The sequence below is a fragment of the Diaphorobacter ruginosibacter genome (genome assembly GCF_040396215.1).
Classification (GTDB): Bacteria; Pseudomonadota; Gammaproteobacteria; order Burkholderiales; family Burkholderiaceae_C; genus Diaphorobacter_A; species Diaphorobacter_A ruginosibacter_A.
The window spans coordinates 1-24,594 of sequence record NZ_JBEBOW010000047.1 but is presented as its reverse complement, the minus strand read 5'-3'; the positions used below and the strand labels follow the sequence as shown (position 1 = coordinate 24,594).

Here is a 24,594-nt window from a genome sequence, read left to right as displayed (position 1 = left end):
GGCTTTGCGCCAGCGCCAGCGTGGTCTTGGCCGAGAAGCCGAACTTGCCGTTGGCCTCGCGCTGCAGGCTGGTCAGGTCGAACAGCAGCGGCGACGCCTGCGTCGTGGGCCTGGACTCTTCGGTGACCGTCGCGGGCCGGCCCCGCACCGCCTGCGCGATGTCGAGCGCATCCTTGTGCGACCACAGGCGGTCCGCCTTGGCCTCCGGGTCGTCGCTCTTCTTCCATTGGGGATCGAACCACTTGCCGAGATAGTCGCCCGCCTCCGCGTTGAAGCCCGCATGCACCTCCCAATAGTCGCGGCTCACGAACTTGCGGATCTTTTCCTCGCGCTCGACCACGAGCGACAGCGTCGGCGTCTGCACCCGGCCCACCGTGGTGAGGAAGAAGCCGCCATCGCGTGAATTGAACGCCGTCATCGCGCGCGTGCCGTTGATGCCCACCAGCCAGTCGGCCTCGGAGCGGCTGCGCGCGGCATTGGCCAGCCCCTGCATCTGCGAGTCGCTGCGCAGCTGGTTGAAGCCGTCGCGGATCGCCTGCGGCGTCATGCTCTGCAGCCACAGGCGCTGCACCGGCTTGCCCAGGCCGCCCTTCGCGCCGCCCGCATACTGCTCGATCAGGCGGAAGATCAGCTCGCCCTCGCGGCCCGCGTCACACGCGTTGATGAGCGCAGTGACATCCTTGCGCTTGGCCAGCCTGACCACCGCGTTCAGGCGCGTCTTGGTCTTGTCCACCGGCTTCAGGTCGAAGAACGGCGGGATCACCGGCAGGTGCGCGAAGCTCCATTTGCCGCGCTTGACGTCAAACTGCTCGGGCGCCTGGATCTCCACCAGGTGGCCCACGGCGCTCGTGACCACGTAGCGTTCGTTTTCAAAATATTCGTCGTGCTTCTCGAACTTGCCCGCGACTGGCGTGAGCGCGCGCACGATGTCCTGCGCGACCGACGGTTTTTCTGCGATGACCAGCGTTTTATTCATTTCTGTGGGTTGGCCTTTACGGCGCTTCTACAATTCGGCTTCTTGCGCGCGCGCATGCGCACGCATGTGTACATATTCAAATTAACAGAGTTTTCCATCATGGCCCGCAACGCACCCTCCAATATCCCGGCCATTGCACCGGGCCGCCGCATCCAGACCCGCCGATCGGGCGTGCATGGAAAGGGCGTATTCGCGCTGCAGGACATCGCGGAAGGCGAAGTCATCATCGAGTATGTCGGCGAGGTCATCAGCTGGCAGGAGGCCCAGGACCGCCACCCCCATGACCCCGCGCAACCCAACCACACCTTCTACTTCCACGTGGACGAGGACCGCGTCATCGACGCCAAGCATGGCGGGAACTCAGCGCGATGGATCAATCACAGCTGCGACCCGAACTGCTTCGCGGACGAGATCGACGGACGTATCTTCATCACCGCGCTGCAGAACATCTCCGCCGGAGAAGAACTCAACTACGACTACGGCCTGATTATCGAAGAGCGTTATACCGCGAAACTCAAGGCCGAATATCCCTGCTGGTGCGGCAGCCCCCACTGCCGGGGCACGCTGCTGGCGCCCAAGCGCGGGTGGGTCCCCAAGGGAATGGAGCCAGCCGGAAAGAAGGCAAAGGCCGCCAAGGCAGATGAATCGGATACAAAAAAGATAGCAAAATCTCGCCATCAATCCGAAAAGATCAAGGTTTCAGACAAGGCCGAAGCGGGCAAGAAGCACAAGAAACCACGCAAGCACAAGGGCGGCGGCCAATGAAGGCCGGCAGCGCGACCCCGGTGCGCTGGCCATCGGAAGCCATCTGGCAGGCCGTCGTGGCCGACGTGCCGGATTTCACCGTGGAAGTCGTGCCGACGATCGACTCCACCAACACCGAACTCATGCGCCGCGCGCGAGCGGGCCGCTGCGAGCCCATCCTGCTGGTCACCGAAGAGCAGACCGCCGGGCGTGGCCGGCTCGGGCGCCCCTGGCAAAGCGCGGAGCCGGCACCCGATGCGCCGCAACGCGACGGGCGCGGCCCGGCCTCGCTGATGATGTCGCTGGGCCTGCCCGTCCGCCCCGAGAGCTGGTCCGGCCTGTCGCTGGCCGTCGGCGTGAGCGTGGCCCGCAGCCTCCAGCCCGAGTTGCCGCCAGCTGCCGGCGCCGTGCCGCGCGTGGGGCTCAAGTGGCCCAACGACCTGTGGCTCGAAGGCGACCGCAAGTTCGGCGGCATCCTGGTCGAGACGGCGAGCTTCGTCGCGCCCCAGGGCATGCTGGCCGCCAGCGAGTTGAACGGACTGCGCTATGTGGTCGTCGGCATCGGGCTGAACGTGCTGCCGCGCCCCGGCGACGGCATGACGACGCCGCCCGCATGCCTGTACGACATCGACGCGCGCTGGACCGCGCCCGAGGCGCTGATGGCGATCGTCCCGCCGCTGGTCAAGACCATCCTGGGCTTCGCGCGCACGGGGTTCACGCCATTCAGGCAAGGATTCGAGGAACGCGACCTGCTGCGCGGCCGCGTGGTCAACCTGAGCAACGGCGACAGCGGGATCGCCAGCGGCGTGAGCGACGACGGCACGCTGCTGGTGCAGACCGCCACGGCAATGCAGGCGGTCTCCAGCGCCGACATCAGCGTACGCCCCGACGGCCAGCCTCTGCCCGGCCCGCCGGGCTGACCGTGTGACACCCTCGGGCCACCAACAAATCGAACACAGGGAGGATTCCACCATCATGCTGCGCATCGCCGTACTGCTTCTGGCGCTCGCCAACGCGGGCTACTACGCCTGGTCACAGGGCATGCTGCGCGGCATGGGCTACGGCCCCGCCATGCAATCCGAGCCGCAACGCGCGCAGCAGCAGATCGATCCGCAGAAGATGGAAATCACCCCCGCGACGCCCACACATCCCGCAGCATCCGCATCGGCCTCGCTGGCGGCCCCGCAGGAAGGAGCGACACCCGCCGATGCCTTGAGCGCCACGGCGGCTTCCACGCAGGGCGCCACGGGCGCGCAGCAGCGCACGGTGTGCCTGCAAGCCGGCTCGTTCGATGAAAGCCAGGCCCAGGCCTGGCGCGCCGCCGCCCGGGACACGCTGGCGGACACCAGTTGGAAGCTCGAGCCCGCGAGCGTTTCGGGCCGCTGGATGGTCTATATGGGCAAGCTTGCCGACGAGGAAGCCGTGGCCAAGAAGCGCACCGAGCTGCGCGGCATGCAGATCGACTACGACCGGCCCGGCCCCAGTTTCGAGCCAGGACTGTCGCTGGGGCGCTTCTCCACCGAAGAGGCCGCCCAGCGCGCGCTCACCCAGCTCGCCAACAAGGGCGTGCGCACCGCGCGCGTGGTGCTCGAACGCAGGGAGGCCACGGTCTATACGCTCACGCTGCCGGCGGTCGACGATGCGCTGCGCGGCAGGCTCGGCGACATGAAGAGCGCGCTGGCAGGCAAGACGCTGCAAAGCTGCAGCTAGCGGGCGGCGGGCGGCGGCTGGAGCGCGCGGGGGTCCGTGCGCAGCAGCAGCTCCGCCAGATCGCGCAGATCCTTTCTCAGCCGATCGAACCCCGGCTGCACGATCTCCAGCGTCTTTTCATCCATGTACAGGCGCCTGTTGATCTCGATCTGGATGCTGTGGCGATGCTCCTGCGGCTTGCCATAGCGGCGCACCAGTTCCACGCCCTTGTAGGGGTGGTTGTATTCCACGCCGTAGCCCCGGCTCCCGAGAAAGTCGCAGACCAACCGGGAGAGCGCGGGCGAGGAGGTGCTGCCGTCGCGGTCTCCGATCACGAAGTCCGCATGCTTGAGCCCTGGGTGCAGCGTGGCGTGGCTGGCCGCCACCGATGGCATGGAGTGGCAGTTGATGTGGATGCTGTAGCCGTGCCGCGCATGCGCCGCGTCGATGGCATTGGAGACGGCCTGGTGGTATGGCGCCCAGCATTCGGCGATGCGCCTTTGCCCTTCGGCCACCGAGAGCCGGCGGTCGTAGATCGGCTGGCCTTCATCGGTGTAGCGCCAGATCAGGCCCTTGCCCAGGCGCACCTTCTGCAGCACGACCTCGTCGCTGGTCACCTCATGCGGCCATGGAGCATCGAAAAGCTCCACGTCGATCTCGGTGGTGTCTCGATTGGCATCCAGATAGATGCGCGGAAAATGCGCCTCCACCCACGCCGCGCCCAGTTGCGGCGCGAAGTCGTAGAGTTTTTCCACGTGCGTGTCCTCTGCCTGGCGCAGCACGGCCAGCGGCAGCGCCGCGCCGAAGTCTTCGGGATAGGAGGTGCCGCTGTGCGGCGAATCCAGTACCAGCGGCGTGCTGCCGGGCCTGGCGGTGAATCGGGGTGAATCGATGCTCATGCTTGTCTCGCTTGGATGTGCCGCGCCCTTGAACCGTTCGGCGGGAACGCCAGGCATGCGCTCCCGGGGGCAGCTCCGCGGCAGCATAACGCGAGTGCCGGCCACGGGGGAGTGAGCAAGGTTATTGCGCACCAGGCCCGCCCGCGCCCACCGGCCTTCAGACGCTCTCGTTGCGCGGCGCCTGCTCCGCCAGCGCCACGAACCGCACGCTGAACTTCGCGCCCGGCGCGCTCTGGCCGGGGCGTGCATCTTCCAGCCGGACTTCCCCTCCGTGCTGGCGGGCGATTTCGCGCACGATGGGAAGGCCCAGGCCCGATCCGTCGGCTTCCGAGCCGAGCGCGCGATAGAAGGGCTGGAACACCAGCTCACGCTCCGCCTCGGGCACACCGGGGCCGGAGTCCTCGACCTGCACCATCACCACGCGGCCGAAGGTGTCGGCGAGCACGCGCGCCGTCACCACGCCCTGCCTGTCGGGCGCCGAGGGCGTGTAGTTGATCGCGTTGTCCACCAGATTGCGCACGAGCTCCTTGAGCAGCGTGGCGTTGCCCTCCACCAGCACGCCGGGCGAGCGCGGCTGTGCGCCTTCGTAGCCCAGGTCGATGCCTTTGTCGAGCGCGCGCGGCACGCTGTCCTGCACCACGTCGATCACCAGCCGCGCCAGATCGACCGGCTGGCGCTGCAGGCCCGAGCTGCTGCCGCCTTCGGCGCGCGCCATGGAGAGCAGCTGGTTGACGGTATGCGTGGCGCGGATGGAGGAGCGTCCGATCTGCTTGAGCGAGAGCTTGAGCTCCTCGGTGCTGGTGCCTTCGCGCTGCGCCAGATCGGCCTGCATGCGAAGGCCCGCCAGCGGCGTCTTGAGCTGATGCGCGGCGTCGGCCAGGAAGCGTTTTTGCGTGGCTATGGATTCGTTGAGCCGCCGCAGCAGATCGTTCACCGAATCGACCAGGGGCGCGACCTCCATCGGAACGGCCTTGTGATCGAGCGGCGAAAGGTCATCAGGCTTGCGCGCGCGGATGCGCTCTTCGAGCTGATGCAGCGGCTTGATGCCGCGCGCGAGCGCCAGCCACACCAGCAGCACGGCCAGCGGCAGGATCACGAACTGCGGCAGCATCACACCCTTGATGATTTCCGTGGCTAGCACGCTGCGCTTGGAGCGCGTCTCGGCCACCTGCACCAGCGCCGCGGGCGCATCGGGCAGCGGCACGCGCACCCAGATGTAGGCGATGCGGATGTCCACGCCGCGCATCTCCGCATCGCGCAGCCGCACCTCGCCGGAGAACGGCACCTCGTCTTCCGGCGGCCGGGGAAGATCACGCTCGCCCGAGAGGAAGCGCCCTCCGGGCGCGAGCACCTGGTAGTAGATGATGTCGGACTCGTCCGCGCGCAGGATCTCGCTGGCGGGCTGCGGCAGGTTGAACTGCACCTTGCCGTCATATACCGTGACCAGTTGCGCCAGCGCCTGCGCGTTGTATTCCAGCGCCCGGTCGAAGGGCTTGTTCGCCAGTCCCTGCGCCACCAGCCAGGTGAGTGCCAGGCTCACGGGCCAGAGCAACAGCAGCGGCGTGAGCATCCAGTCCAGGATCTCGCCAAACAGGGAACGCTGCTCACGCTGAAAGATTTTCAAGGATGGATCCGGTGAAGGGGGAATCGCCCAAAGTATCTCCCGCAAGACATTCGCGGGGCTGACAACGCGGCGGGCCGCCGGCGCGGGCGGTCATCCGGGAATCTTCTCCAGGCAGTAGCCCAGGCCCCGCACGGTCGCGATGCGGATCGGCCCTTTCTCGATTTTCTTGCGCAGGCGGTGGATGTACACCTCGATGGCGTTGTTGCTGACCTCCTCGCCCCACTCGCACAGCCGCTCCACCAGTTGGTCCTTGCTGACCAGCCGTCCCGCGCGCTGCAGCAGCACCTCCAGCAGCCCCAGCTCGCGCGCGGAGAGTTCGACCATCCTGCCGTCGATCGTCGCCACGCGCCCGGTCTGGTCGTAGGTGAGCGGCCCGTGCTTGATCACGCTGCTCGCGCCGCCCATGCCGCGGCGCGTGAGCGCGCGCACGCGCGCCTCCAGCTCCTGCAGCGAAAACGGCTTGGCCATGTAGTCGTCCGCGCCGTAATCCAGGCCTTGCACGCGCTCATCCACGCTGTCGGCCGCGGTGAGGATCAGCACCGGGATCGCCGAGCCGCGCCCGCGCAGCCGCTTGAGCACTTCCAGCCCGTGCAGCTTGGGCAGGCCCAGATCGAGGATCAGCAGATCGAATTCATTGTTGGTGATCAATGCCGCATCGGCCTCCGAGCCATTGGCCACATGATCGACCACGGCGCCCGAGGCGCGCAGGGTGCGCAGCAGGCCATCGGCAAGGACCTGGTCGTCTTCGGCTATGAGAATACGCATTACCTGTCTCCTGAATTGCCCCCGCCAGGAACGTGTTGACGCTCCGGCGGCGGATCAACGAATGGTAACGCGGGCGCGGGCGGCCATGCTCGAGCGGCGGCGCCCCAAACGAAGGCCGCGGCGCGATTACCGCGCCTCGCCATCTCCAGGCATGCGGTCGCTGACATAGGCCTCCAGGCCGAGCGCCACCACGGTGGCCACGTCCTCCCCCACGGCTTCGCGGAACTCGCGTTGCGCCTGGGCCACCGCCCACTCGAACGCCTTGAGCCACGCCAATCCGATCCCGGTGAACCGCACCACGCGCGCCCGGGCGTCGCGCGGATCGGGCTCCCGGGTCACCAGCCCCCAGGCCTCGCACTGATCGACCAGGCTGGCCATTGCCTGCTTGGTCATGCCCGCTGCATCGGCCAGGTCGGTCAGCCGGTCGCCGGCAAGCGAGAGATGGCGCGTGATGTGAATGTGCGCCGCGCTCACCTGATCGCGCGCGGCAAGATTCGACAGCGCCAGCGGTACGTCCACGTCATGGGCCATCAATTGGTATACCCGCTCATCGAAGCGGCGCATGGCATGGCCCAGCAGACGGCCCAGGTGGGTTTCGCGCCAGGCATCGGAAGCCGCGGGCACGGGATGCAGGTGGTCGGACATGACGTGGATCTTTGTGGGAATCACTCATATTGTCAGGCAAACTGACTAAAAATTGCTTTTTCAAAAGAATATCCCGCCCTAAACTACTGCTTAAGCATACAGACTGTATTTAAAAACAGTCATCTTTGATTCAACGGAAAGCGCAATGGCAACAAGCAAGAGGACCCCACCCATGGACACCACCGCGAAGAGCCCCGTGGACACCAGCGAAAAGGCCAAGGCCCTGCAGGCGGCGCTGGCGCAGATCGAAAAGCAATTCGGCAAGGGCACCATCATGCGCCTGGGCGAAGGCGAGAAGATCGAGGACATCCAGGTCGTCTCCACGGGCTCCCTGGGCCTGGACGTCGCGCTTGGCGTGGGCGGCCTGCCGCGCGGCCGCGTGATCGAGATCTACGGCCCCGAAAGCTCGGGCAAGACCACGCTCACGCTGCAGGTCATCGCCGAGATGCAGAAGCTGGGCGGCACCTGCGCGTTCATCGACGCCGAACACGCGCTCGACACCTCGTATGCACAGAAGCTGGGCGTGAACCTCAGCGACATCCTGATCAGCCAGCCTGACACCGGCGAGCAGGCGCTGGAGATCGTGGACTCGCTGGTGCGCTCCGGCGCCGTGGACCTGATCGTGGTGGACTCGGTCGCGGCGCTCACGCCCAAGGCCGAAATCGAAGGCGAGATGGGCGACGCCCTGCCCGGCCTGCAGGCGCGCCTGATGAGCCAGGCGCTGCGCAAGCTCACCGCGACGATCAAGAAGACCAACTGCATGGTCATCTTCATCAACCAGATCCGCATGAAGATCGGCGTGATGTTCGGCTCGCCCGAAACCACCACCGGCGGCAACGCGCTGAAGTTCTATGCCTCCGTGCGCCTGGACATCCGCCGCACCGGCACCATCAAGAAGGGCGACGAGGCCATCGGCAACGAAACCAAGGTGAAGGTGGTGAAGAACAAGGTTTCGCCGCCATTCAAGACGGCGGAATTCGACATCCTGTTCGGCGAGGGCATTTCGCGCGAGGGCGAGATCATCGACATGGGCGTGAATGCGCGCATCGTTGAAAAGAGCGGCGCATGGTATGCCTATAACGGCGAGAAGATCGGCCAGGGCCGCGACAATTCGCGTGAATTCCTGCGCGAGAACCGCGACCTCGCCATCGAGATCGAGAACAAGGTACGTGAATCGCTGGGCATTCCGCCCATCGGCGTGACCGCCGTGGCGGGTACGCCCGCGAACCACGACGACGGCGAGGACGGCGGCGAAGCGTAACCCGCACGCCGTCAGGCCCCGGAACCCTTTTCTTTGCAATTGTCGAATCATCTTCGACTTGACGGGCCGCGCAGCCACTCTGGCTGAACGGCCCTTTTTTGCATTCACACCCGCACACGCCTCCTGCCATGGGATTCACCAGACTATCGCTCAAGGGCCGCGCGCTCAAGCTGCTCGCGCAGCGTGAGCATTCGCGCGGCGAACTGCAGGCCAAGCTTGCACGCCACGTGGAGGAAGGCGACGATCTGCAGGCGCTGCTCGACGAACTGGAAACCAGGGACTTCATCAACCCGCAGCGCGTTGCCGCGTCCGTCGTCCACAGGCGCGCGGGCCGCCTGGGCACGCAGCGCGTGGTTCAGGAGCTGCGCGGCAAGGGGCTGGACGATGCGCTCATCAAGGCCACGGCCGCCGAGCTTCGATCCACCGAACTCGAACGGGCCACCGCCGTCTGGCGCGCGCGCTTCGGCGGCAAGGAGCCCGCCGCCACGCCCCAGGAACGTGTCCGGCAGATGCGGTTTCTGGCGGCGCGCGGATTCAGCGGCGACGTGGTTCGCAAGGTGCTCAGGAACGCGGGCAGCGAAACGGACGACGACGGCTGCCCATAGACGGCTGCTTCCACGCCGGTGCGCGGCGCTCACCGCCCCGACGCCTCATCATCGTCCCATCACGGACACCGCGGCCGCCAGGCCCAGCACGAGCGCGACGGCTCCCAGCGCCACGGCCGCCCAGTTCCATCCCCGAAGCCGTTCATTGCGATCGAACGGCGCTGCGCACAATTGCTCGTTCAACCGGTTCGCGCAGGCTTGCACGTGCAGCAGGAATACGAAACTGAAGAGGCTCAGCCAACCGAACGGATCCGGCAACAGGTCCAGCAGATTGGCCGCGACATAGCCCAAGGCCAGCCAGGCGGCGTGAAGGCGGGAGCGGCCGTTGACCCGTGCATCCAGCATGCGCACCCGCCGGAACAGCGGATAGCAGTAGAAAACGAAGAACAGCGTGCGCCGCGCGGGCGAGAATCCGGACGCATCGCTCCACGCCCCGATGCGCCGCCAATGGCAATAGAACCAGTACAGGTGGTAAAGCCCGAGCATGCACACGCTCAGGATGGCGAGCTTGCGCAGCGACACCGCAAAGAACGGCGGCAGCGCCGCTTTCGACAGGCCTTGGGCAGCGGAGTCGGCGGGCGGCTGCGCGGGAATCATGGATGCGGCCCTATGCGAGCAGGCGCTCCGGGTTGGCGTTGAGCTTGACCAGAGCGTCGCGCGTGGCGCGCATGGTGAGCGCTTCCTCTTCCTTGGCCACCAGCAGGCCGGACTGCAGATAGGCCCCGAGACGGCGCAACTGGATCAGATAGCTCTTGCCGTCCATCGACACGAAAAGGTGCAACTGCTTGCGGTGGCTGTGCCATGCGTACTGGACCTGCGCGGACGCGCCGTTGTGATCGAGCGTGAACCACGCGCCCAGCGGCATCTGCTGCGCCCAGCGCACGACTTCATCGCGCACCGGCGTGCCGTTGTCCGCGATCACCTGCAGCGCGCTGGCGTCGATTCCCAGCAGCATCTCCACGTTCTCGGCATTGAGTTCGATGTCGCCGGCCTCCACATCCCCGATCACGTCCTCCAGGTTCGCAAGCCGCTTGACCATCGCATCGATGTGGCTGCGCGCGATGACGCCCGTCTTGGAGAGGAAAGCGTCGGCCAGCGTGTCCGTCAGCACCTTGATCTGGGCGTCCTGCGGCGCGCCGGTCACGCCCGTGAGGCTCAGCCCATGGCGCAGATTCTGGAGCAGCGCGGGCAAATGCTGTATGACCTGCGCGCGCTCGGCGCGATTGGGCTTGGCGCTGGCGGCCCACACCAGGTCCACCGCGGAACGCTTGAGCGCGATGGTGTCGGCATGCTGCGCTCCATTGCGCACGGCGGAAACCGCCAGCACCTCGGCCCAGCTCTTGAACAGGAAATCGCGGATCTCCTCGCGCACCTGCATGTCTTTGAGGATGTCCCGCAGCTCGATGGTGTACTGCACGGCCAGCGTCTCGCGCTGCTCGACCTGCTGGGCCACGCCGACGATCTTCTGCGCGCTCTTGCCTTCGGCCAGCGACTTGGCGATGAAGCGCTCGAATTCATCGAACACCAGCTGGAACACGCGGCTTCCGGTTTCGGGATACTGCTCGATCACCTGCACGATGCGGCGTACCTCGGCCTCCAGCGCCGTGCCATTGATGGTGGCCGCGTCAAAGCCCAGCACGCAGGCGCCCATGCGATCGATGAGCTGGCGCGCGGGGTGTGCCATGTTGCTGAAGAATTCAGGCTCAGCAAGCGCGACGCGCAGCACCGGCACCTGCAGGCGCGCGAACCAGACGCGGACGGACGGCGGCAGGCGATCCTCGTTGAGGATGCTCTGGAACATCAGGGCCACCACTTCGATGATCGCCTTTTCGCTCGCGGTGGACGCCTTTTTCTTGAATTCGGCCGCACGCTCGCGCATCGCTCCCATCACCTGATGGACGACCTGGGGCGAATAGTCCTGCGGCTGCGTCAGGGCCGCCATGCCGCCGGGCATGGTGACCAGCATCGTGTCCGGCGCCATGCCCCGGTAATCGGTCATGGCCTGCACCAGCGCCGCCGAGGCCGGAGGCGCATTGACCATGTCGTAGTTCATGGCCGGCTGCGTGAGCATGTTGCGCAGCTGCACCATCACCGCCGCCGCGCGCTGGCGCGCACGCTGCAGCGGAGCCAGGAACGGCGCCGCCGCCATCTGCGCGGACATCTGCGCATTCAGTTGCGCGTTGGCCTGCAACTGCGCATTGAACTGGGCCAGCAATTGAGGGGCGATCTGCATCCCCCCCGGCACCCCGCCCTGGGCCGCGCCCGGCATTCCCGCCCCGGCCCATCCCGTGGAATAAGGCATCGGGAACTGGCTGTTGTTGCCCGAGATGCCATTGCCCGAGACAGCCGCAAACCCGCTGCCCACGGGCACGGGCCCGCTGTCGAAAGCGCTGTTGGGCGCAGCCGCGCCGCCTCCCGCCGTTCCGCTCTTGGTGCGCTTCACGCGCGCGCGCAGGTCATCGGTGGTGGTCGCCGATACGCCGCGCTCTTCGTAGAGCTGGTTGAGCGCCTTGTACTGCTTTTCGAGCAGTTGCGAGAGCTCGGTCTGCAGCGGATCGAGCATCAGTTGCAGATCGGCGCGCGGCATGCCGCTGCCGATCCATTCGTTGACCAGATGAAGACAGACGGTTTCCGGGCGCAGCAGATCGCCGGAGGACAGCTCCGCCCCCAGCAGGCGCTGCGTGCGCAGCCTGGCGATCTCGAAGTGGCTGCCCACATGCTCGCTGACAGTCAGCGCGATGCGCGAGGCAAGGATCTTGTTCTCGACGACATCGTCGCTCAGCAGTTCAAGGCCGCCGTCCAGGGACAGCTCGCGCGGCTGCGCCACGGGCGCGGACTGCGTGTCGCCGCCGGACTGCCCGGCCTCGCGCCACGCCTTCTCCAGCCGCTGGAACCAGTCGCGCTCGTGCCGGGAATAGGACAGCAGCACATCGCGGCGCGATTGCATTTCCAGGGCCGTGCCGGCCTGCGCGGCCAGGTCCGATGAGAACTGCCGCAGCCGCTTGCCCAGATCGGGCAGACCAGCCGCCACCCCCTCGGCAAAACGCTGCCTGCCATACATGGCCAGGCGTTGCTCGGTGGAAGAGGAAGGCGGATATTCCATAGGTAACCAATTATGTCTGGCGAAGGCCTATGGGTCTATCCCCGTCGCCAGAACGGGGGCTGAACCACGTTTGTTGATTATTTGCTGATCAATCCATCGGGGGCGGCAAGGCTTCAGGCGCTCCTCGCCGCCTCGCTCATACCGTCGCTCCCGCGTTCGGATCGTTGGGGTCGAGTTCCTTGCGCGATGACGACTTGACCAGATCCTCGCGCTTGACGCCCAGCCACATCGCGATCGCGGCCGCGACGAACACGGACGAGTAGATGCCGAACAAGATGCCGATGGTCAGCGCCAGCGCGAAGTAGTGCAGGCTCGGGCCGCCGAAGAAGAACATCGAAAGCACCATCGCCTCGGTCGAGGCGTGCGTGATGATGGTGCGGCTCATGGTCGAGGTGATGGCGTGATCGATCACCTCGGGCGTGCTCAGCTTGCGGAACTTGCGGAATGCCTCGCGGATCCGGTCGAAGATCACGACGGATTCGTTGACCGAGTAGCCCAGCACCGCCAGCACGCCGGCCAGCACGGACAGCGAGAACTCCCACTGGAAGAACGCGAAGAAGCCCAGGATGATCACCACGTCGTGCAGGTTGGCGATCACCGCCGCCACGCCGAACTTCCACTCGAAGCGGAACGCCAGGTAGACGACGATGCCCAGCACCACCATGCCCAGCGCCATCAGGCCGCCATGCACCAGCTCCTCGCCCACCTGCGGGCCGACGAACTCGGTGCGGCGCAGCGTCACCGAGGGGTCGGCGGCCTTCAGCGCCGTCATCACCTGCTCGCTTTGCTGGGCGGAAGTGACGCCCTTTTGCACGGGCAGGCGGATCATCACGTCGCGCGAGCCGCCGAAATTCTGCACCGTCACATCCTGCGTGAAGCCCGCTGACGCCACGGCATCGCGCACCTTGCCGATATCGGCCGTCTGCGCGTAGGCCACCTCCATCACCGTGCCGCCGGTGAATTCGACCGACAGGTGCAGGCCGCGCGTGAGCAGGAAGAACACCGCGAGCACGAAGGTGATGGCCGAAATAGCGTTGAGGATCAACGCATATTTCATGAACGGAATGTCTTTTCTGATCCGGAAAAACTCCATGGTCTTCCCCTTTCTTATTGATCGCTATCGCCAGCGGCGCGGGCGGATGCCACCGAGCGGTGGCCCGAGTCGCCTTCCGGCTTCCAGACCTGGCCGATGGAGACGCTCTTGAGCTTCTTCTGGCGGCCATACCAGAGGTTCACCAGGCCGCGCGAGAAGAACACCGCCGAGAACATGCTGGTCAGGATGCCGATGCAGTGCACCACGGCAAAACCGCGCACCGGCCCGGAGCCGAACGCCAGCAGCGCCAGACCCGCGATCAGCGTGGTCACGTTGGAGTCCAGAATCGTCGCCCAGGCATGCTGGTAGCCCGCCGAGATCGCGGCCTGCGGCGCGGCGCCGGCGCGCAGTTCCTCGCGGATGCGCTCGTTGATCAGCACGTTGGAGTCGATGGCCACGCCGATCGCAAGCGCCATGGCCGCGATGCCCGGCAAGGTGAGCGTCGCCTGCAGCATCGACAGGATCGCCAGCAGCAGCAGCACGTTCACGCCCAGCGCGATCGTCGAGAACACGCCGAACAGCATGTAGTAGAAGCACATGAACACGGCGATCGCCGCCATGCCCCAGACCACGCTGTGGATGCCGCGCTGGATGTTGTCCGCGCCCAGGCTCGGGCCGATGGTGTATTCCTCGATGATTTCCATCGGCGCGGCCAGAGATCCGGCGCGCAGCAGCAGCGAGGTGTCGTTGGCCTCCATCGTCGTCATGCGCCCGGAGATCTGCACGCGGCCGCCGCCGATCTCGGAGCGGATCACCGGAGCCGTCACCACCTCGCCCTTGCCCTTCTCGAACAGGATGATGGCCATGCGCTTGCCCACGTTGTCGCGCGTGATGTCCTTGAAGATACGCGCGCCCTTGGCGTCCAGCGTCAGGTTGACGGTGGGCTCCTGCGTCTGGCTGTCGAATCCGGGTTGCGCGTCGTTGAGGTTCTCGCCGGTCAGGATCACCTGCTTCTTGACGATCACGGGCATCTGGTTGCGGTCGAGATATTTTTCGCTGCCGAACGGCACGGGGCCCTGGCCCAGCTCCGCGGAACGCGCCTCGGAGCTTTCGTCCACCATGCGCACCTCCAGCGTGGCGGTGCGGCCCAGGATGTCCTTGGCCTTGGCGGTGTCCTGCACGCCCGGCAACTGGACGATGATGCGGTCCAGCCCCTGCTGCTGGATCACCGGCTCGGCCACGCCGAGCTCATTGATACGGTTGTGCAGCGTGGTGATGTTCTGCTTGAGCGCCTGCTCCTGGACCTTGCGCATCGCCTCGGGCTTGATGGTGGCGCGCAGCACGAAACCGTCGCCCTGCGGGCTGCTGGTGGCGACGAGGTCGGGGAAACTGTCCGAGACGAGATTCCTGGCCGCGGTGAGCGTGGCTTCGTCGCGCACCTTCACTTCGACCGCATCGCCGTCGCGGCTCACGCCGCCGTGGCGGATGTTCTTGTCGCGCAGCGAAGAGCGCAGGTCTCCCGCATACGACTCCACCTTCTTGGTGATCGCCGCGGCCATGTCCACCTGCAGCATGAAGTGCACGCCGCCGCGCAGATCCAGGCCCAGATACATGGGCCGCGCATGCAAGGCGGTCAGCCATGCGGGCGAGCGCGTGAGCATGTTCTGCGCCACGATGAACGACGGATCGGAGGTATCCGGAATCAGCGCCATCTGCAGCACGGTCTGGGCCTTGGCCTGATCGTCGTTGGAGCTGAAGCGGGAGAAGACCGAATTGCCTTCCAGCACCACCGAGTCGGGCTGCAGGCCGCCGGCCTTCAGCGCATCCTCGACGCGCTGCCGCACGGCGTTGTCCACCTTCACCGTCGCCTTCAGGGACGACACCTGTACCGCGGGAGCTTCGCCGAAGAAGTTCGGCAGGGTGTACAGCACCCCCAACAGCAACACGATCACCATGATCGCGTATTTCCAGACCGGATATCGGTTCATGATCGCGCTCTTCACTATCACGGAGAGTGACGGTCCGGCCTCCCGGGCTTGAAGCCCGCCGCGCCGGTCCGTCGGGGGCGGACACGCACCACGCGTGCCCGCAACGGACTTCCTGAGGCCGTATTACTTCAGCGTGCCCTTGGGCAGCACCTGCGCCACGGCGGAACGCTGGATCTGCACTTCGACGCCTTCGGCCACTTCGAGATGCACGAAGCCTTCGCCCAGGCGGTTGACACGGCCCAGCAGGCCGCCGGAGGTCACCACTTCATCGCCCTTGGCCAGCGCGTCGATCATGGCGCGGTGCTCCTTCTGGCGTTTCATCTGGGGGCGGATCATGATGAAGTAGAGCACCACGAACATCAGCACCAGCGGCAACATGCCGGTGAGCGAGCCCATCAGGCCACCTTCCGCGGCGGCCGGGGCAGTCTGGGCAAAGGCATTGGAAATAAACACTTGAAGACTCCACTTCTATCAACAGGATGGTCGATATGCGACGATTTTCGGGGTCCAGCTTTCGCCAGAGCAACTGGGCATTGTATTCGTGACGCTTTGCATATGGTGCGCCAATGCCCGGCCGGGGTGAGGATAAGAGATGCGCACCGGGTTTCATTTTGCAATGACTCGCCGATGAAAAAGCCTCCGCAACCACATTCAGGGTTGCGGAAGCTCTTATTTTTGCAGCAGACGCCACGCTCAAGCCCCGCGCGGCTTGTCGGGAAACCAATGTCAGGAAGCCTGGCGCTGCATCGACATGGCGTCACGCCATTGGGCCAGCAGGCCCTGCCATTTGGCGCGGGCGGCCTGCAGGTGGCGCTCCTTGACATGGCCGTAGCCCCGGATGTCCTCGGGAATGCGTGCGATCTCGATGGCGAGCGGCAGATTCCGCGCGTTCAGGTTTTTCAGGATCTCCAGGATACTGTCCTGGTATTCGACGATCAGCGCGCGCTCCGTGCGGCGCTCCTGCGTCTTGCCGAAGGGATCGAGCGTGGTGCCGCGCAGCCCCTTCATGCCCGCGAGCACGCCCATGGCCTTGCGCATCCAGGGGCCATAGCTCTTCTTGACGAGCTCACCCTTCGCATCCTTGCGGGCCATCGTCGGCGGAGCGAGGTGATGGACGATGCGCCAGTCGCCCTCGAACATGTTCTCCAGCTTCGTGACGAACGCGGGATCGGTGTGCAGCCGCGCCACTTCGTACTCGTCCTTGTATGCCATCAGCTTGAACAGGTAGCGCGCCACGGCCTCGGACAGGCGGGTGCCCTCTCCGAGCTTCGCCTCGGACTGGCGAACCTTTTCCACGAAATCGCTGTAGCGTTTTGCATAGGCGGCGTTCTGGTATGCCTTGAGGAAGTCCACGCGCTTGTTCAGCATTTCGGCCAGGCCCGGCTTCTTGACGAACTCGATGACCTGCGCGGCCTGGAACAGCGCCTGCACTTCCGCGAGCTTGTAGGCGCAGCGGCGGCCCCATTCGAATGCCGCCTTGTTGTTCTCGACCTGGACGCCGTTGAGCTCGATGGCGCGCATCAGCGAGGCATGGGTGAGCGGCACGCGGCCCTTCTGCCATGCGTAGCCCAGGATGAGCGGATTGGTGTAGATGCTGTCCCCCAGCAATTGCACGGCCACCTGTTCGGCGTCGAACAGCCCGAGCAGCCCGGGGCCGACGGCATCGGCGATCGCGGCCTCGCAGCTCGACTCCGGGAACTGCCAGTCGGGATTGTTCACGAACGCCGCCGAGGGCGTGCCATGCGTGTTCAGGGCAACGAAGGTACGGCCCGGCTGCATCACGGCCAGCGTGGTCTTGGTGGCGGCGACGATCGGGTCGCAGCCGATCACCAGGTCGGCCTTGGCCGTATCCACCTTGGTGGTGAAAATCGCATCGGTGCGGTTGGCGATCTGGATATGGCTCCAGGTCGAGCCGCCCTTTTGCGCCAGACCCGCCGCGTCCTGCGTGATCACGCCCTTGCCCTCCAGGTGCGCGGCCATGCCGAGCAGCGAGCCGATGGTGATCACGCCCGTGCCGCCCACGCCCGCCACGACGATGCCCCAGGCCGTCTCGGCCACCGGCAGCACCGGCTCGGGGATCGGCAGCATCGCGGTCAGGTCGCCCTTCTTTTCCTTCCTGGGCTTCTTGAGCTCGCCGCCCTCGATCGTCACGAAGCTCGGGCAGAAGCCTTTCACGCAGGAATAGTCCTTGTTGCAGGAGTTCTGGTTGATGCGGCGCTTGCGGCCGAATTCGGTTTCCACCGGCTCGACGGACAGGCAGTTGGACTGGGTCGAGCAGTCGCCGCAGCCTTCGCACACCAGCTCGTTGATGATCACGGTTTTCGCCGGCGTGGCGAGCTGGCCGCGCTTGCGGCGGCGGCGCTTCTCGGTCGCGCACGTCTGGTCATAGATGATGGCCGTGCAGCCCTTGGTCTCGCGCATTTCGCGCTGGATGCGATCGAGCTCGTCCCGGTGGAAGACTTCCACGCCGGGCGGCAGGTCGTTGATCAGCTCCCGGTGCTTGGCGCGCGCCGGATTGGCATCCAGATGGTGCGTGCGGCCGTGGTATTTTTCCGGCTCATCCGTCACCACCACCAGCTTGACAACGCCTTCGGCGCGCAGGCTGTGCGCGATCTGCGCGACCGAGTGGCCTTCCGGCCGCTCGCCCACCTGCTGGCCGCCGGTCATCGCCACCGCGTCGTTGTACAGGATCTTGTAGGTGATGTTGGCGCCCGAGGCGATGCTCTGGCGGATCGCCATCAGGCCGCTGTGGAAGTACGTGCCGTCGCCCAGGTTGGCGAAGACGTGGTTGTCCTTGGTGAAGGGCGCCTGGCCCACCCACGTGACCCCTTCGCCGCCCATCTGTGTGAAGGTGCTGGTGTTGCGGTCGGGCATCCAGGTGGTCATGTAGTGGCAGCCGATGCCGGCCACCGCGCGCGAGCCTTCGGGCACGCGCGTGCTGGTGTTGTGCGGGCAGCCGCTGCAGAACCATGGCACGCGGTCACCGGTCTGCTGCTTGGGCTCGGTGAGCGCGCGCTCGCGTGCTTCGATGACCGCGATGCGTTCGTCCATGCGGCGCGCGATGTCGTCGGGCACGCCCAGCTTCTTCAGCCGCTTGGTGAGCGCCTTCGCGATGATCGCCGGCGTGAGATCGGCCTTGGGGCGCAGAAGCCAGTTCTGGCTCGGATTGGGCATGTTCCATTCGCCGCCCGAGTTGTCGCCCTCGATCTCGTCGAACTTGCCCAGCACGTTCGGGCGCACGTCGGAGCGCCAGTTGTAGAGCTCTTCCTTGATCTGGTATTCGATGACCTGGCGCTTTTCCTCGACGACCAGGATCTCCTGCAGCCCCTGCGCGAACTCGCGCGTGATCGTGGCCTCCAGCGGCCACACCACGTTCACCTTGTGCAGGCGGATGCCCAGCCGGTGGCAGGTCTCTTCATCAAGGCCCAGGTCGGCCAGCGCCTGGCGCGTATCGTTGAACGCCTTGCCGCTGGCGGCGATGCCGAAGCGGTCGTTCGGGCCGCTGATCACGTTGTGGTTCAGCTTGTTGGCACGCACGTAGGCCAGCGCCGCGTACCATTTGTAGTCCATCAGGCGCGCTTCCTGCTCCAGCGGCGCGTCGGGCCAGCGGATGTGCAGGCCGCCCGGCGGCATCTGGAAGTCCTCGGGCATGATGATCTTCACGCGGTCCGGGTCCACCGACACGCTGGACGAGGATTCGACCACTTCCTGGATCGTCTTCACGCCCGACCACAGTCCGGAGAAGCGGCTCATCGCAAAGGCGTGCAGGCCCATGTCGAGGATGTCCTGCACGCTGCTGGGGAAGAACACCGGCAGGCCGCAGGCCTTGAAGATGTGGTCGCTCTGGTGCGCGGCCGTGCTGCTCTTGCTGATGTGGTCGTCGCCCGCGACCGCGATCACGCCGCCATGCCTGGCCGTGCCCGCCATGTTCGCGTGCTTGAAGACGTCGCCGCTGCGGTCCACGCCCGGACCCTTGCCATACCAGATGCCGAAGACGCCGTCGAACTTCTTGGATTCAGGATACAGGTCCAGTTGCTGCGTGCCCCAGACCGCCGTCGCGCCCAGTTCCTCGTTCACGCCGGGCTGAAAGACGATGTTGTTCTCGGCCAGATGCTTTCTGGCGCTCCACAGCGCCTGATCGTAGCTGCCCAGCGGGGAGCCGCGATAGCCGCTGATGAAGCCGGCGGTGTTCAGTCCGTTTTGCGCGTCACGCTGGCGCTGCAGCATCGGCAGGCGCACCAGCGCCTGCACGCCGCTCATGAATGCGCGGCCATGGCCGAGGGTGTATTTGTCTTCCAGCGTGACGCTTTCGAGCGCACGGCGTACTTCTTCGGGCAGTGGCGCATTCATGGCCTTGTCTCCGTCTATGTTCGTGGGTTACCGCCTTTTGAGCAGCATCAATTAGTCGAGCTTTTTTGTTGTGGCCCGTATCCGCGCAGTGTATGCGTGGAAATCGGATACGTGCTTTCTTTTTTTGCCGTGTTTACCCCAATGCGAGAAAGATTCTTTCCCAAAACAATCATGGAATGGAAAGTCTGGACAAATTCGATCTCGCCATCCTCTCGGAGCTGCAAGCCAACGCCCGCGTCACCAACGCCGACCTCGCCCAGCGCGTGGGCCTGTCGGCCGCGCCCTGCTGGCGGCGGGTGCGCGCGCTGGAGGAGGCGGGCTTCATCAAGGGCTACCACGCCGAGATCGACCGCCACAAGGTGGGGCTGGGCGTGTTCGCGTTCGTGCGGCTGGATGCGGAACGCAATACGGGCGACCTGACCCGGGCCATGGAAGAGGCCATCGCCCGGATTCCCGACGTCGTCGCCTGCCACTACATCAGCGGCAGCGGCACGTTCGAGCTGCAGGTCGTGGCGCGGGATCTGGACAGCTTCTCGCAGTTTGCGCGCAACGTGCTGCTGAACCTGCCCAACGTGAAGGATATGCACACGAGCTTTTCGCTGGGAGAGGTCAAGAACGCCGGCGCGCTGCCGCTGTCGCACCTGTCCGCAGCCCAATAGCCGGCGGCGCGGCATCAGGATTCCCCCTGATGGAATTCACGCAAACAGTCTTTGCACAATTCCCGGGAGCGTCCAGCGGATGAGCCAGTATCGGGCCATCGATCAACGATATCGACGCGACAATCCGGATCACATGCCGCCACAGCCACCACACGACACCGGGCCCGCTCCCGGCCCCGACGCCCATCCCGAGACATCCGCCGCCGCAGCGGCGAACAGCGAGCGGGCCGACCATGCCGAAGCCGCCGCCGCGGCCGAGCTCAAGCGCACTGCCGCACGGCGAGCAGCGCCGTCGCCATTCGCGCCGCTGTCGGTTCCCGTCTTCCGCATGCTCTGGGGCACCTGGATCGTCGCCAACACCTGCATGTGGATGAACGATGTGGCGACCGCCTGGCTCATGACCACGCTGACCACCTCTCCCATGCTCGTCGCGCTGGTGCAGACCGCATCGACCGCGCCGGTATTCCTGCTCGGGCTGCCCAGCGGCGCGCTCGCGGACATCCTGGACCGCCGCAAATATTTCATGATCACCCAGTTCTGGGTGGCGGGCGTGGCGATGCTGCTGTGCGCCGCCATCCTGAGCGGCGGCATGACGGCGCACCTGCTGCTCGCGCTCACGTTCGCCAACGGCATCGGCCTGGCCATGCGCTGGCCGGTATTCGCCGCCATCGTCCCGGAGCTGGTGAGCCGCCAGCAACTGCCCGCGGCGCTGGCGCTCAACGGCGTGGCCATGAACGCCTCGCGCATCATCGGGCCGCTGCTCGCGGGCGCCATCATCGCCAGCGCGGGCAGCGCCTGGGTGTTCGTGCTCAACGCGGCGCTGTCGCTCATCGCCGGCTTCACCATCATGCGCTGGCGGCGCGTGCATCCCGACAATCCGCTGGGCCGTGAGCGGCTGGCCAGCGCCATGCGCGTGGGCGTGCAGTTCGTGCGCGAGTCGCCCGCCATGCGCGCCGTGCTGTGGCGCATCTCCATCTTCTTCTTCCATGCCACCGCACTGCTGGCGCTGCTGCCGCTGGTGGCGCGCGAGCTCGAAGCGGGCGGAGCGCGCACCTTCACGCTGCTGCTGGCCTCCATGGGCGCGGGCGCCATCGGCTCCGCGATGTTCCTGCCGCGCCTGCGCCAGCTGATGACGCTCGACCAGCTCGTGCGCTACGGAACGGCCGCGCAGGCGCTGTCCACCGCGGTCATCTCCATCACGCCCAATGTCTATGTCGCCGTGCCGGCGATGGCCCTGGGGGGCGCGGCCTGGATCACCACCGCCAACTCGCTGACCGTCGCCGCGCAGCTCGTGCTGCCCAACTGGGTGCGCGCGCGCGGCATGTCGATCTACCAGATGTGCATCATGGGCGCGACCGCCGCGGGCGCGGCGCTCTGGGGACAGGTGGCGTCGCTGTCCAGCGTCCACATCAGCCTCGGTATCGCCGCCGTCTCGGGAGTGGTGATCATGCTGCTCATCCAGCGCGTCGTGCGCAGCCGCCACTCCGATGAGGACCTGAGTCCGGCGTCTTCCGTCAACCGCCCCAGGACCAGCACGCCGCCGCAGCCGGGACTGCACCTGGTGGTGACGATCGAATACTTCATCGACCCCGCCCGCGCCACGGAATTCCGCGCGGTCATGAAGGAAAGCCGCCGCACCCGGCTGCAGCAAGGAGCGCTGCGCTGGGAGCTGGAACACGACATCGCCGACCCGCGCCGGTATGTCGAGCGCATCCTGGACGAGTCATGGGTCGAGCACCTGCGGCGGTTCGACCGCTCCACCAACGCGGACATGGCGCTGCGCGACCGCAGGCTGGCGTTCCACGTGGGCGAGAACCCTCCCGTGGTGACCCGCTACGTAGTGGAAATCGAGTGAGCGGGCAGCCCGCCTGCCCGGCTCAACGAGGCCATAGCGCCCACAGCCGCAGGTTCTGCTTCAGGCGCCCGGCCACCTCTCCCGCCTCATGCCCCCAGCCCGTGAAGAAGTCCGCGCGCACGGCGCCCAGGATGGCGCTGCCGGTATCCTGCGCCAGCACCAGGCGCGAGAGCTGGACCGTCGGGCCGCTTGAAGCCAGCCACACCGGCGTGCCGTAGGGGATGCTGGCGCGGTCCACCGCAATGGAGCGGCCCGGCGTCAGCGGAACGCCTTGCGCGCCGCGCGGGCCGAAGGCGGCATCGAGCGTGCTCAACGGCTCTTCCTTGAAGAACACATAGCGCGGGTTGGACCACAGCAGCTCGTTGAGGCGCTGCGGATTCTGCTCCGCCCAGGCGGTGATGCCCGGCCAGGTGGCATCGCGCACCAGTCCCTGGTCGAGCAGCCATTTGCCTATGCTTTTGTAGGGCTGGTCGTTGGTTCCGGCAAATGCCAGGCGCACCAGCCGCACCGAGCCATCGGCCTCCTGGATGCGGATGCGGCCCGAACCCTGGATATGCAGCACCATGGCCTCGACGGGGTCGCGCACCCAGGCGATGGCCTTTCCGGCAAGCGCCGCCTGCGCGGCCGCCTGCGTGTCGATCTGCTGGCGCGTGTACCAGGGCTTGCGCACGCCCAGATCCGCGGGCGGCCCGTACAGCGGCACGTTGAAGCCGTTGCCCGGGGTCCGCGCCGCATCCATCAGCGGCTCGTAGTAGCCGGTGAGCATGCCGTCGACCCGGCCATCCACGGCCTCCACGCGATAGGGGCGCAGCTTGTCCATCATCCAGGCGCGCTGCTCTTCGCCCGAGGCGATCGACAGGCGGCGCACGTCCGGGCACAGCGGCGCGAAGGCCGGTGCCGGCTTCTCGCAACTGCGCAGCCAGGCGTTCCAGGCCTCGAACAGCGCATCGTCGGAAAAGCCCGGAAGATCGTTCCATTCGGCCGGGACCCAACGGCTTTTCGACGGCCCCGGCGCCGCGGGAACGGGCTGGTACCCCCCGGTGGCGGCTGCGGAATCACGAGGCGGAGCGGGGGTTTTCGGCGGCTTGGTGGAACAGGCGGCAAGCGTTCCTACAATCAGCGTCGTTGCAACCAGGCGCAGGAGTCGAAAATTCATGGGATTGATTCTGATTGAAGCACTGTTGGCGCTGGTTATCTTGGTCGCTATTGTCTGGTGGACGATGTTCTCTGGCCGCAAGAAGGGTGAACTGCCGTCCCCGGACGCCGGGCCCGACCGCAAGGATAGCGCCGATTGAACGCGCCGCCGCGTGGCCGGCCCCGCATGCGTTGACACACTTTTGCGATATTCCCTTGCATTGAAACAGTCAACCCGCTCAGGCGCGCATGCGTCCTACACACCAGGCCATGGCGTCTTGCTACCCTGCCAGCCTGCACATGCCATGGCGCACAACGATCTCGCCATGGCAAGAATGTTTTGTCGAAACTTCGTTTTTACTTTCTCCAGCATAGCGAACGGCTGAGCACCCATGAACTTTGTGCATCCGTTTGTGACTGCTGCCGCTTACAAGGAGTCCCACATGCGTAATACCCTCATCGCAGGAAGTCTTGCCGCCGTGATGCTGGCCACCGGCTGCGCCAACATGACCGATACCCAGCGCCGCACCGCCACCGGCGCGGGCGTGGGTGCGCTGGGCGGCGCCGCCGTGGGCGCCATCACGGGCGGCCATGCGGGCACGGGCGCGGTGATCGGCGCCGGCGTGGGCGCCCTGGGCACCTACCTTTGGTCGCAACACATGGAGCGCCAGAAGCAGGAAATGCAGGCTGCCACGCGCGGCACGGGCGTCGTGGTCACGCAGACCGCCGACAACCAGCTCAAGCTCGACATTCCAAGCGACATCTCGTTCGCCACCAACCGCTCGGACATCCAGCCGAACTTCCAGCCCATCCTGGACAAGTTCGCGGAAAGCCTGCGCAACAACCCCGAGACGGAAATCCGCATCGTCGGCCACACCGACTCGACCGGCACGGACGCCATCAACGACCCGCTGTCCATGGACCGCGCCACCAGCACGCGCAACTACCTCACCGCGCGCGGCGTGAGCGGCTCGCGCATCGCGGTGGAAGGCCGTGGCTCCCGCGAGCCGATTGCCGGCAACGACACCGCCGAAGGCCGCGCCAAGAACCGCCGCGTGGAAATCTACGTGGGCCAGCGCCAAGGCTGACCGGCTCCGATAGCGATTTGAAGCCGTGACGCGGCGCGCGCCAGGCCCCGCAGCCTGTTCGCGCGCCCACCGCTCAAGCTCGAGCTCCGGCTCAGGCGTTGTCCCGCAGCAGGTTCGCCAGTTCCACGGCCGACTTCACCTGCATCTTGTCGAACAGGCGCGCGCGATGCACCTCC

At 66.2% G+C, this 24,594-nt stretch carries 21 protein-coding genes and 1 pseudogene; 9 read left to right on the top strand and 13 right to left on the bottom strand.

The window, feature by feature from the left end:
• Positions 1–976: DNA topoisomerase (locus ABWP92_RS08070; protein WP_353234860.1), on the bottom strand; the 976-nt coding region annotated here is incomplete at its 3' end.
• A 99-nt stretch (positions 977–1,075) separates the two neighbouring features.
• Here ABWP92_RS08070 and ABWP92_RS08065 point away from each other — a divergent pair.
• The 3 genes from ABWP92_RS08065 to ABWP92_RS08055 are packed head-to-tail and all read left to right on the top strand — an operon-like array spanning position 1,076 to position 3,430.
• The gene (locus ABWP92_RS08065; protein WP_353234862.1) at positions 1,076–1,741 is read left to right on the top strand and encodes an SET domain-containing protein; all 666 of its coding nucleotides are present in this window, start codon (positions 1,076–1,078) and stop codon (positions 1,739–1,741) included.
• Complete coding sequence (locus ABWP92_RS08060; protein ID WP_353234859.1) at positions 1,738–2,640, top strand: biotin--[acetyl-CoA-carboxylase] ligase; 903 nt, start codon at positions 1,738–1,740, stop codon at positions 2,638–2,640. Before ABWP92_RS08065 ends, ABWP92_RS08060 begins: the two co-directional genes overlap by 4 nt.
• A 55-nt stretch (positions 2,641–2,695) precedes the next feature.
• The gene (locus ABWP92_RS08055; RefSeq protein ID WP_353234858.1) at positions 2,696–3,430 is read left to right on the top strand and encodes an SPOR domain-containing protein; all 735 of its coding nucleotides are present in this window, start codon (positions 2,696–2,698) and stop codon (positions 3,428–3,430) included.
• Here the strand turns inward: ABWP92_RS08055 and ABWP92_RS08050 are convergent.
• From ABWP92_RS08050 to ABWP92_RS08035, 4 genes are all read right to left on the bottom strand, one after another.
• On the bottom strand, positions 3,427–4,308 hold the full coding sequence (locus tag ABWP92_RS08050) for an N-formylglutamate amidohydrolase (RefSeq protein ID WP_353234857.1): 882 nt from the start codon (positions 4,306–4,308) through the stop codon (positions 3,427–3,429). The genes ABWP92_RS08055 and ABWP92_RS08050 overlap by 4 nt on opposite strands.
• 157 nt (positions 4,309–4,465) lie before the next feature.
• Positions 4,466–5,932 (bottom strand): sensor histidine kinase, encoded by a 1,467-nt coding sequence (locus ABWP92_RS08045; RefSeq protein WP_353234856.1) that lies wholly within the window; start codon positions 5,930–5,932, stop codon positions 4,466–4,468.
• A 90-nt stretch (positions 5,933–6,022) separates the two neighbouring features.
• Positions 6,023–6,697, bottom strand: coding sequence for a response regulator (locus tag ABWP92_RS08040; protein ID WP_353234855.1), 675 nt, complete (start codon positions 6,695–6,697; stop codon positions 6,023–6,025).
• A 126-nt stretch (positions 6,698–6,823) separates the two neighbouring features.
• On the bottom strand, positions 6,824–7,342 hold the full coding sequence (locus tag ABWP92_RS08035) for a MarR family winged helix-turn-helix transcriptional regulator (protein ID WP_353234854.1): 519 nt from the start codon (positions 7,340–7,342) through the stop codon (positions 6,824–6,826).
• A gap of 172 nt (positions 7,343–7,514) precedes the next feature.
• On the opposite strand from ABWP92_RS08035, the gene recA reads away from it, so the two are divergent.
• Positions 7,515–8,603, top strand: coding sequence for a recombinase RecA (gene recA / locus ABWP92_RS08030; protein ID WP_353234853.1), 1,089 nt, complete (start codon positions 7,515–7,517; stop codon positions 8,601–8,603).
• Between the two features lie 128 nt (positions 8,604–8,731).
• Positions 8,732–9,208 (top strand): recombination regulator RecX, encoded by a 477-nt coding sequence (gene recX, locus ABWP92_RS08025; protein ID WP_353234852.1) that lies wholly within the window; start codon positions 8,732–8,734, stop codon positions 9,206–9,208.
• 48 nt (positions 9,209–9,256) lie between these two features.
• Here the strand turns inward: recX and ABWP92_RS08020 are convergent, their stop codons facing one another.
• The 6 genes from ABWP92_RS08020 to ABWP92_RS07995 all read right to left on the bottom strand — a co-directional run bounded on the left by ABWP92_RS08020 (position 9,257) and on the right by ABWP92_RS07995 (position 19,682).
• Positions 9,257–9,805 (bottom strand): hypothetical protein, encoded by a 549-nt coding sequence (locus ABWP92_RS08020; protein ID WP_353234851.1) that lies wholly within the window; start codon positions 9,803–9,805, stop codon positions 9,257–9,259.
• 10 nt (positions 9,806–9,815) lie between these two features.
• Positions 9,816–12,311: a DUF1631 family protein gene (locus ABWP92_RS08015; RefSeq protein ID WP_353234850.1), complete on the bottom strand. Its 2,496-nt coding sequence runs from the start codon at positions 12,309–12,311 to the stop codon at positions 9,816–9,818.
• Positions 12,312–12,447: 136 nt separating this feature from the next.
• Positions 12,448–13,404: a protein translocase subunit SecF gene (gene secF, locus ABWP92_RS08010; protein ID WP_353234849.1), complete on the bottom strand. Its 957-nt coding sequence runs from the start codon at positions 13,402–13,404 to the stop codon at positions 12,448–12,450.
• A gap of 14 nt (positions 13,405–13,418) precedes the next feature.
• Positions 13,419–15,332 carry a protein translocase subunit SecD gene (secD, locus tag ABWP92_RS08005; protein WP_353234848.1) on the bottom strand — a complete coding sequence of 638 codons (1,914 nt, stop codon included), beginning with the start codon at positions 15,330–15,332 and terminating at the stop codon, positions 13,419–13,421.
• 123 nt (positions 15,333–15,455) lie between these two features.
• Positions 15,456–15,785, bottom strand: a complete 330-nt coding sequence (gene yajC / locus ABWP92_RS08000) for a preprotein translocase subunit YajC (RefSeq protein ID WP_353234847.1) — start codon at positions 15,783–15,785, stop codon at positions 15,456–15,458.
• A gap of 273 nt (positions 15,786–16,058) precedes the next feature.
• Positions 16,059–19,682: an indolepyruvate ferredoxin oxidoreductase family protein gene (locus tag ABWP92_RS07995; protein WP_353234846.1), complete on the bottom strand. Its 3,624-nt coding sequence runs from the start codon at positions 19,680–19,682 to the stop codon at positions 16,059–16,061.
• Positions 19,683–19,858: 176 nt separating this feature from the next.
• On the opposite strand from ABWP92_RS07995, the gene ABWP92_RS07990 reads away from it, so the two are divergent.
• Together ABWP92_RS07990 and ABWP92_RS07985 are read left to right on the top strand one after the other, a co-directional pair.
• Positions 19,859–20,341 (top strand): Lrp/AsnC family transcriptional regulator, encoded by a 483-nt coding sequence (locus tag ABWP92_RS07990; RefSeq protein WP_353234845.1) that lies wholly within the window; start codon positions 19,859–19,861, stop codon positions 20,339–20,341.
• Between the two features lie 133 nt (positions 20,342–20,474).
• Positions 20,475–22,196 (top strand): MFS transporter, encoded by a 1,722-nt coding sequence (locus tag ABWP92_RS07985; protein ID WP_353234844.1) that lies wholly within the window; start codon positions 20,475–20,477, stop codon positions 22,194–22,196.
• Positions 22,197–22,218: 22 nt separating this feature from the next.
• Here ABWP92_RS07985 and mltA read toward each other — a convergent pair whose 3' ends face one another.
• On the bottom strand, positions 22,219–23,418 hold the full coding sequence (gene mltA / locus ABWP92_RS07980; RefSeq protein ID WP_353234861.1) for a murein transglycosylase A: 1,200 nt from the start codon (positions 23,416–23,418) through the stop codon (positions 22,219–22,221).
• On the opposite strand from mltA, the gene ABWP92_RS07975 reads away from it, so the two are divergent.
• Together ABWP92_RS07975 and ABWP92_RS07970 are read left to right on the top strand one after the other, a co-directional pair.
• Entirely contained in the window at positions 23,351–23,491 is a 141-nt protein-coding gene (locus ABWP92_RS07975) for a hypothetical protein (protein WP_353234843.1), read from the top strand. The two genes, mltA and ABWP92_RS07975, sit on opposite strands and share 68 nt — an antisense overlap.
• Before the next feature lie 282 nt (positions 23,492–23,773).
• Complete coding sequence (locus ABWP92_RS07970) at positions 23,774–24,418, top strand: YiaD family glycine zipper/OmpA-like lipoprotein (RefSeq protein WP_353234842.1); 645 nt, start codon at positions 23,774–23,776, stop codon at positions 24,416–24,418.
• 91 nt (positions 24,419–24,509) lie between these two features.
• Here ABWP92_RS07970 and ABWP92_RS07965 read toward each other — a convergent pair.
• Positions 24,510–24,594: pseudogene (locus ABWP92_RS07965) on the bottom strand (DNA-binding response regulator); the annotation flags it as partial.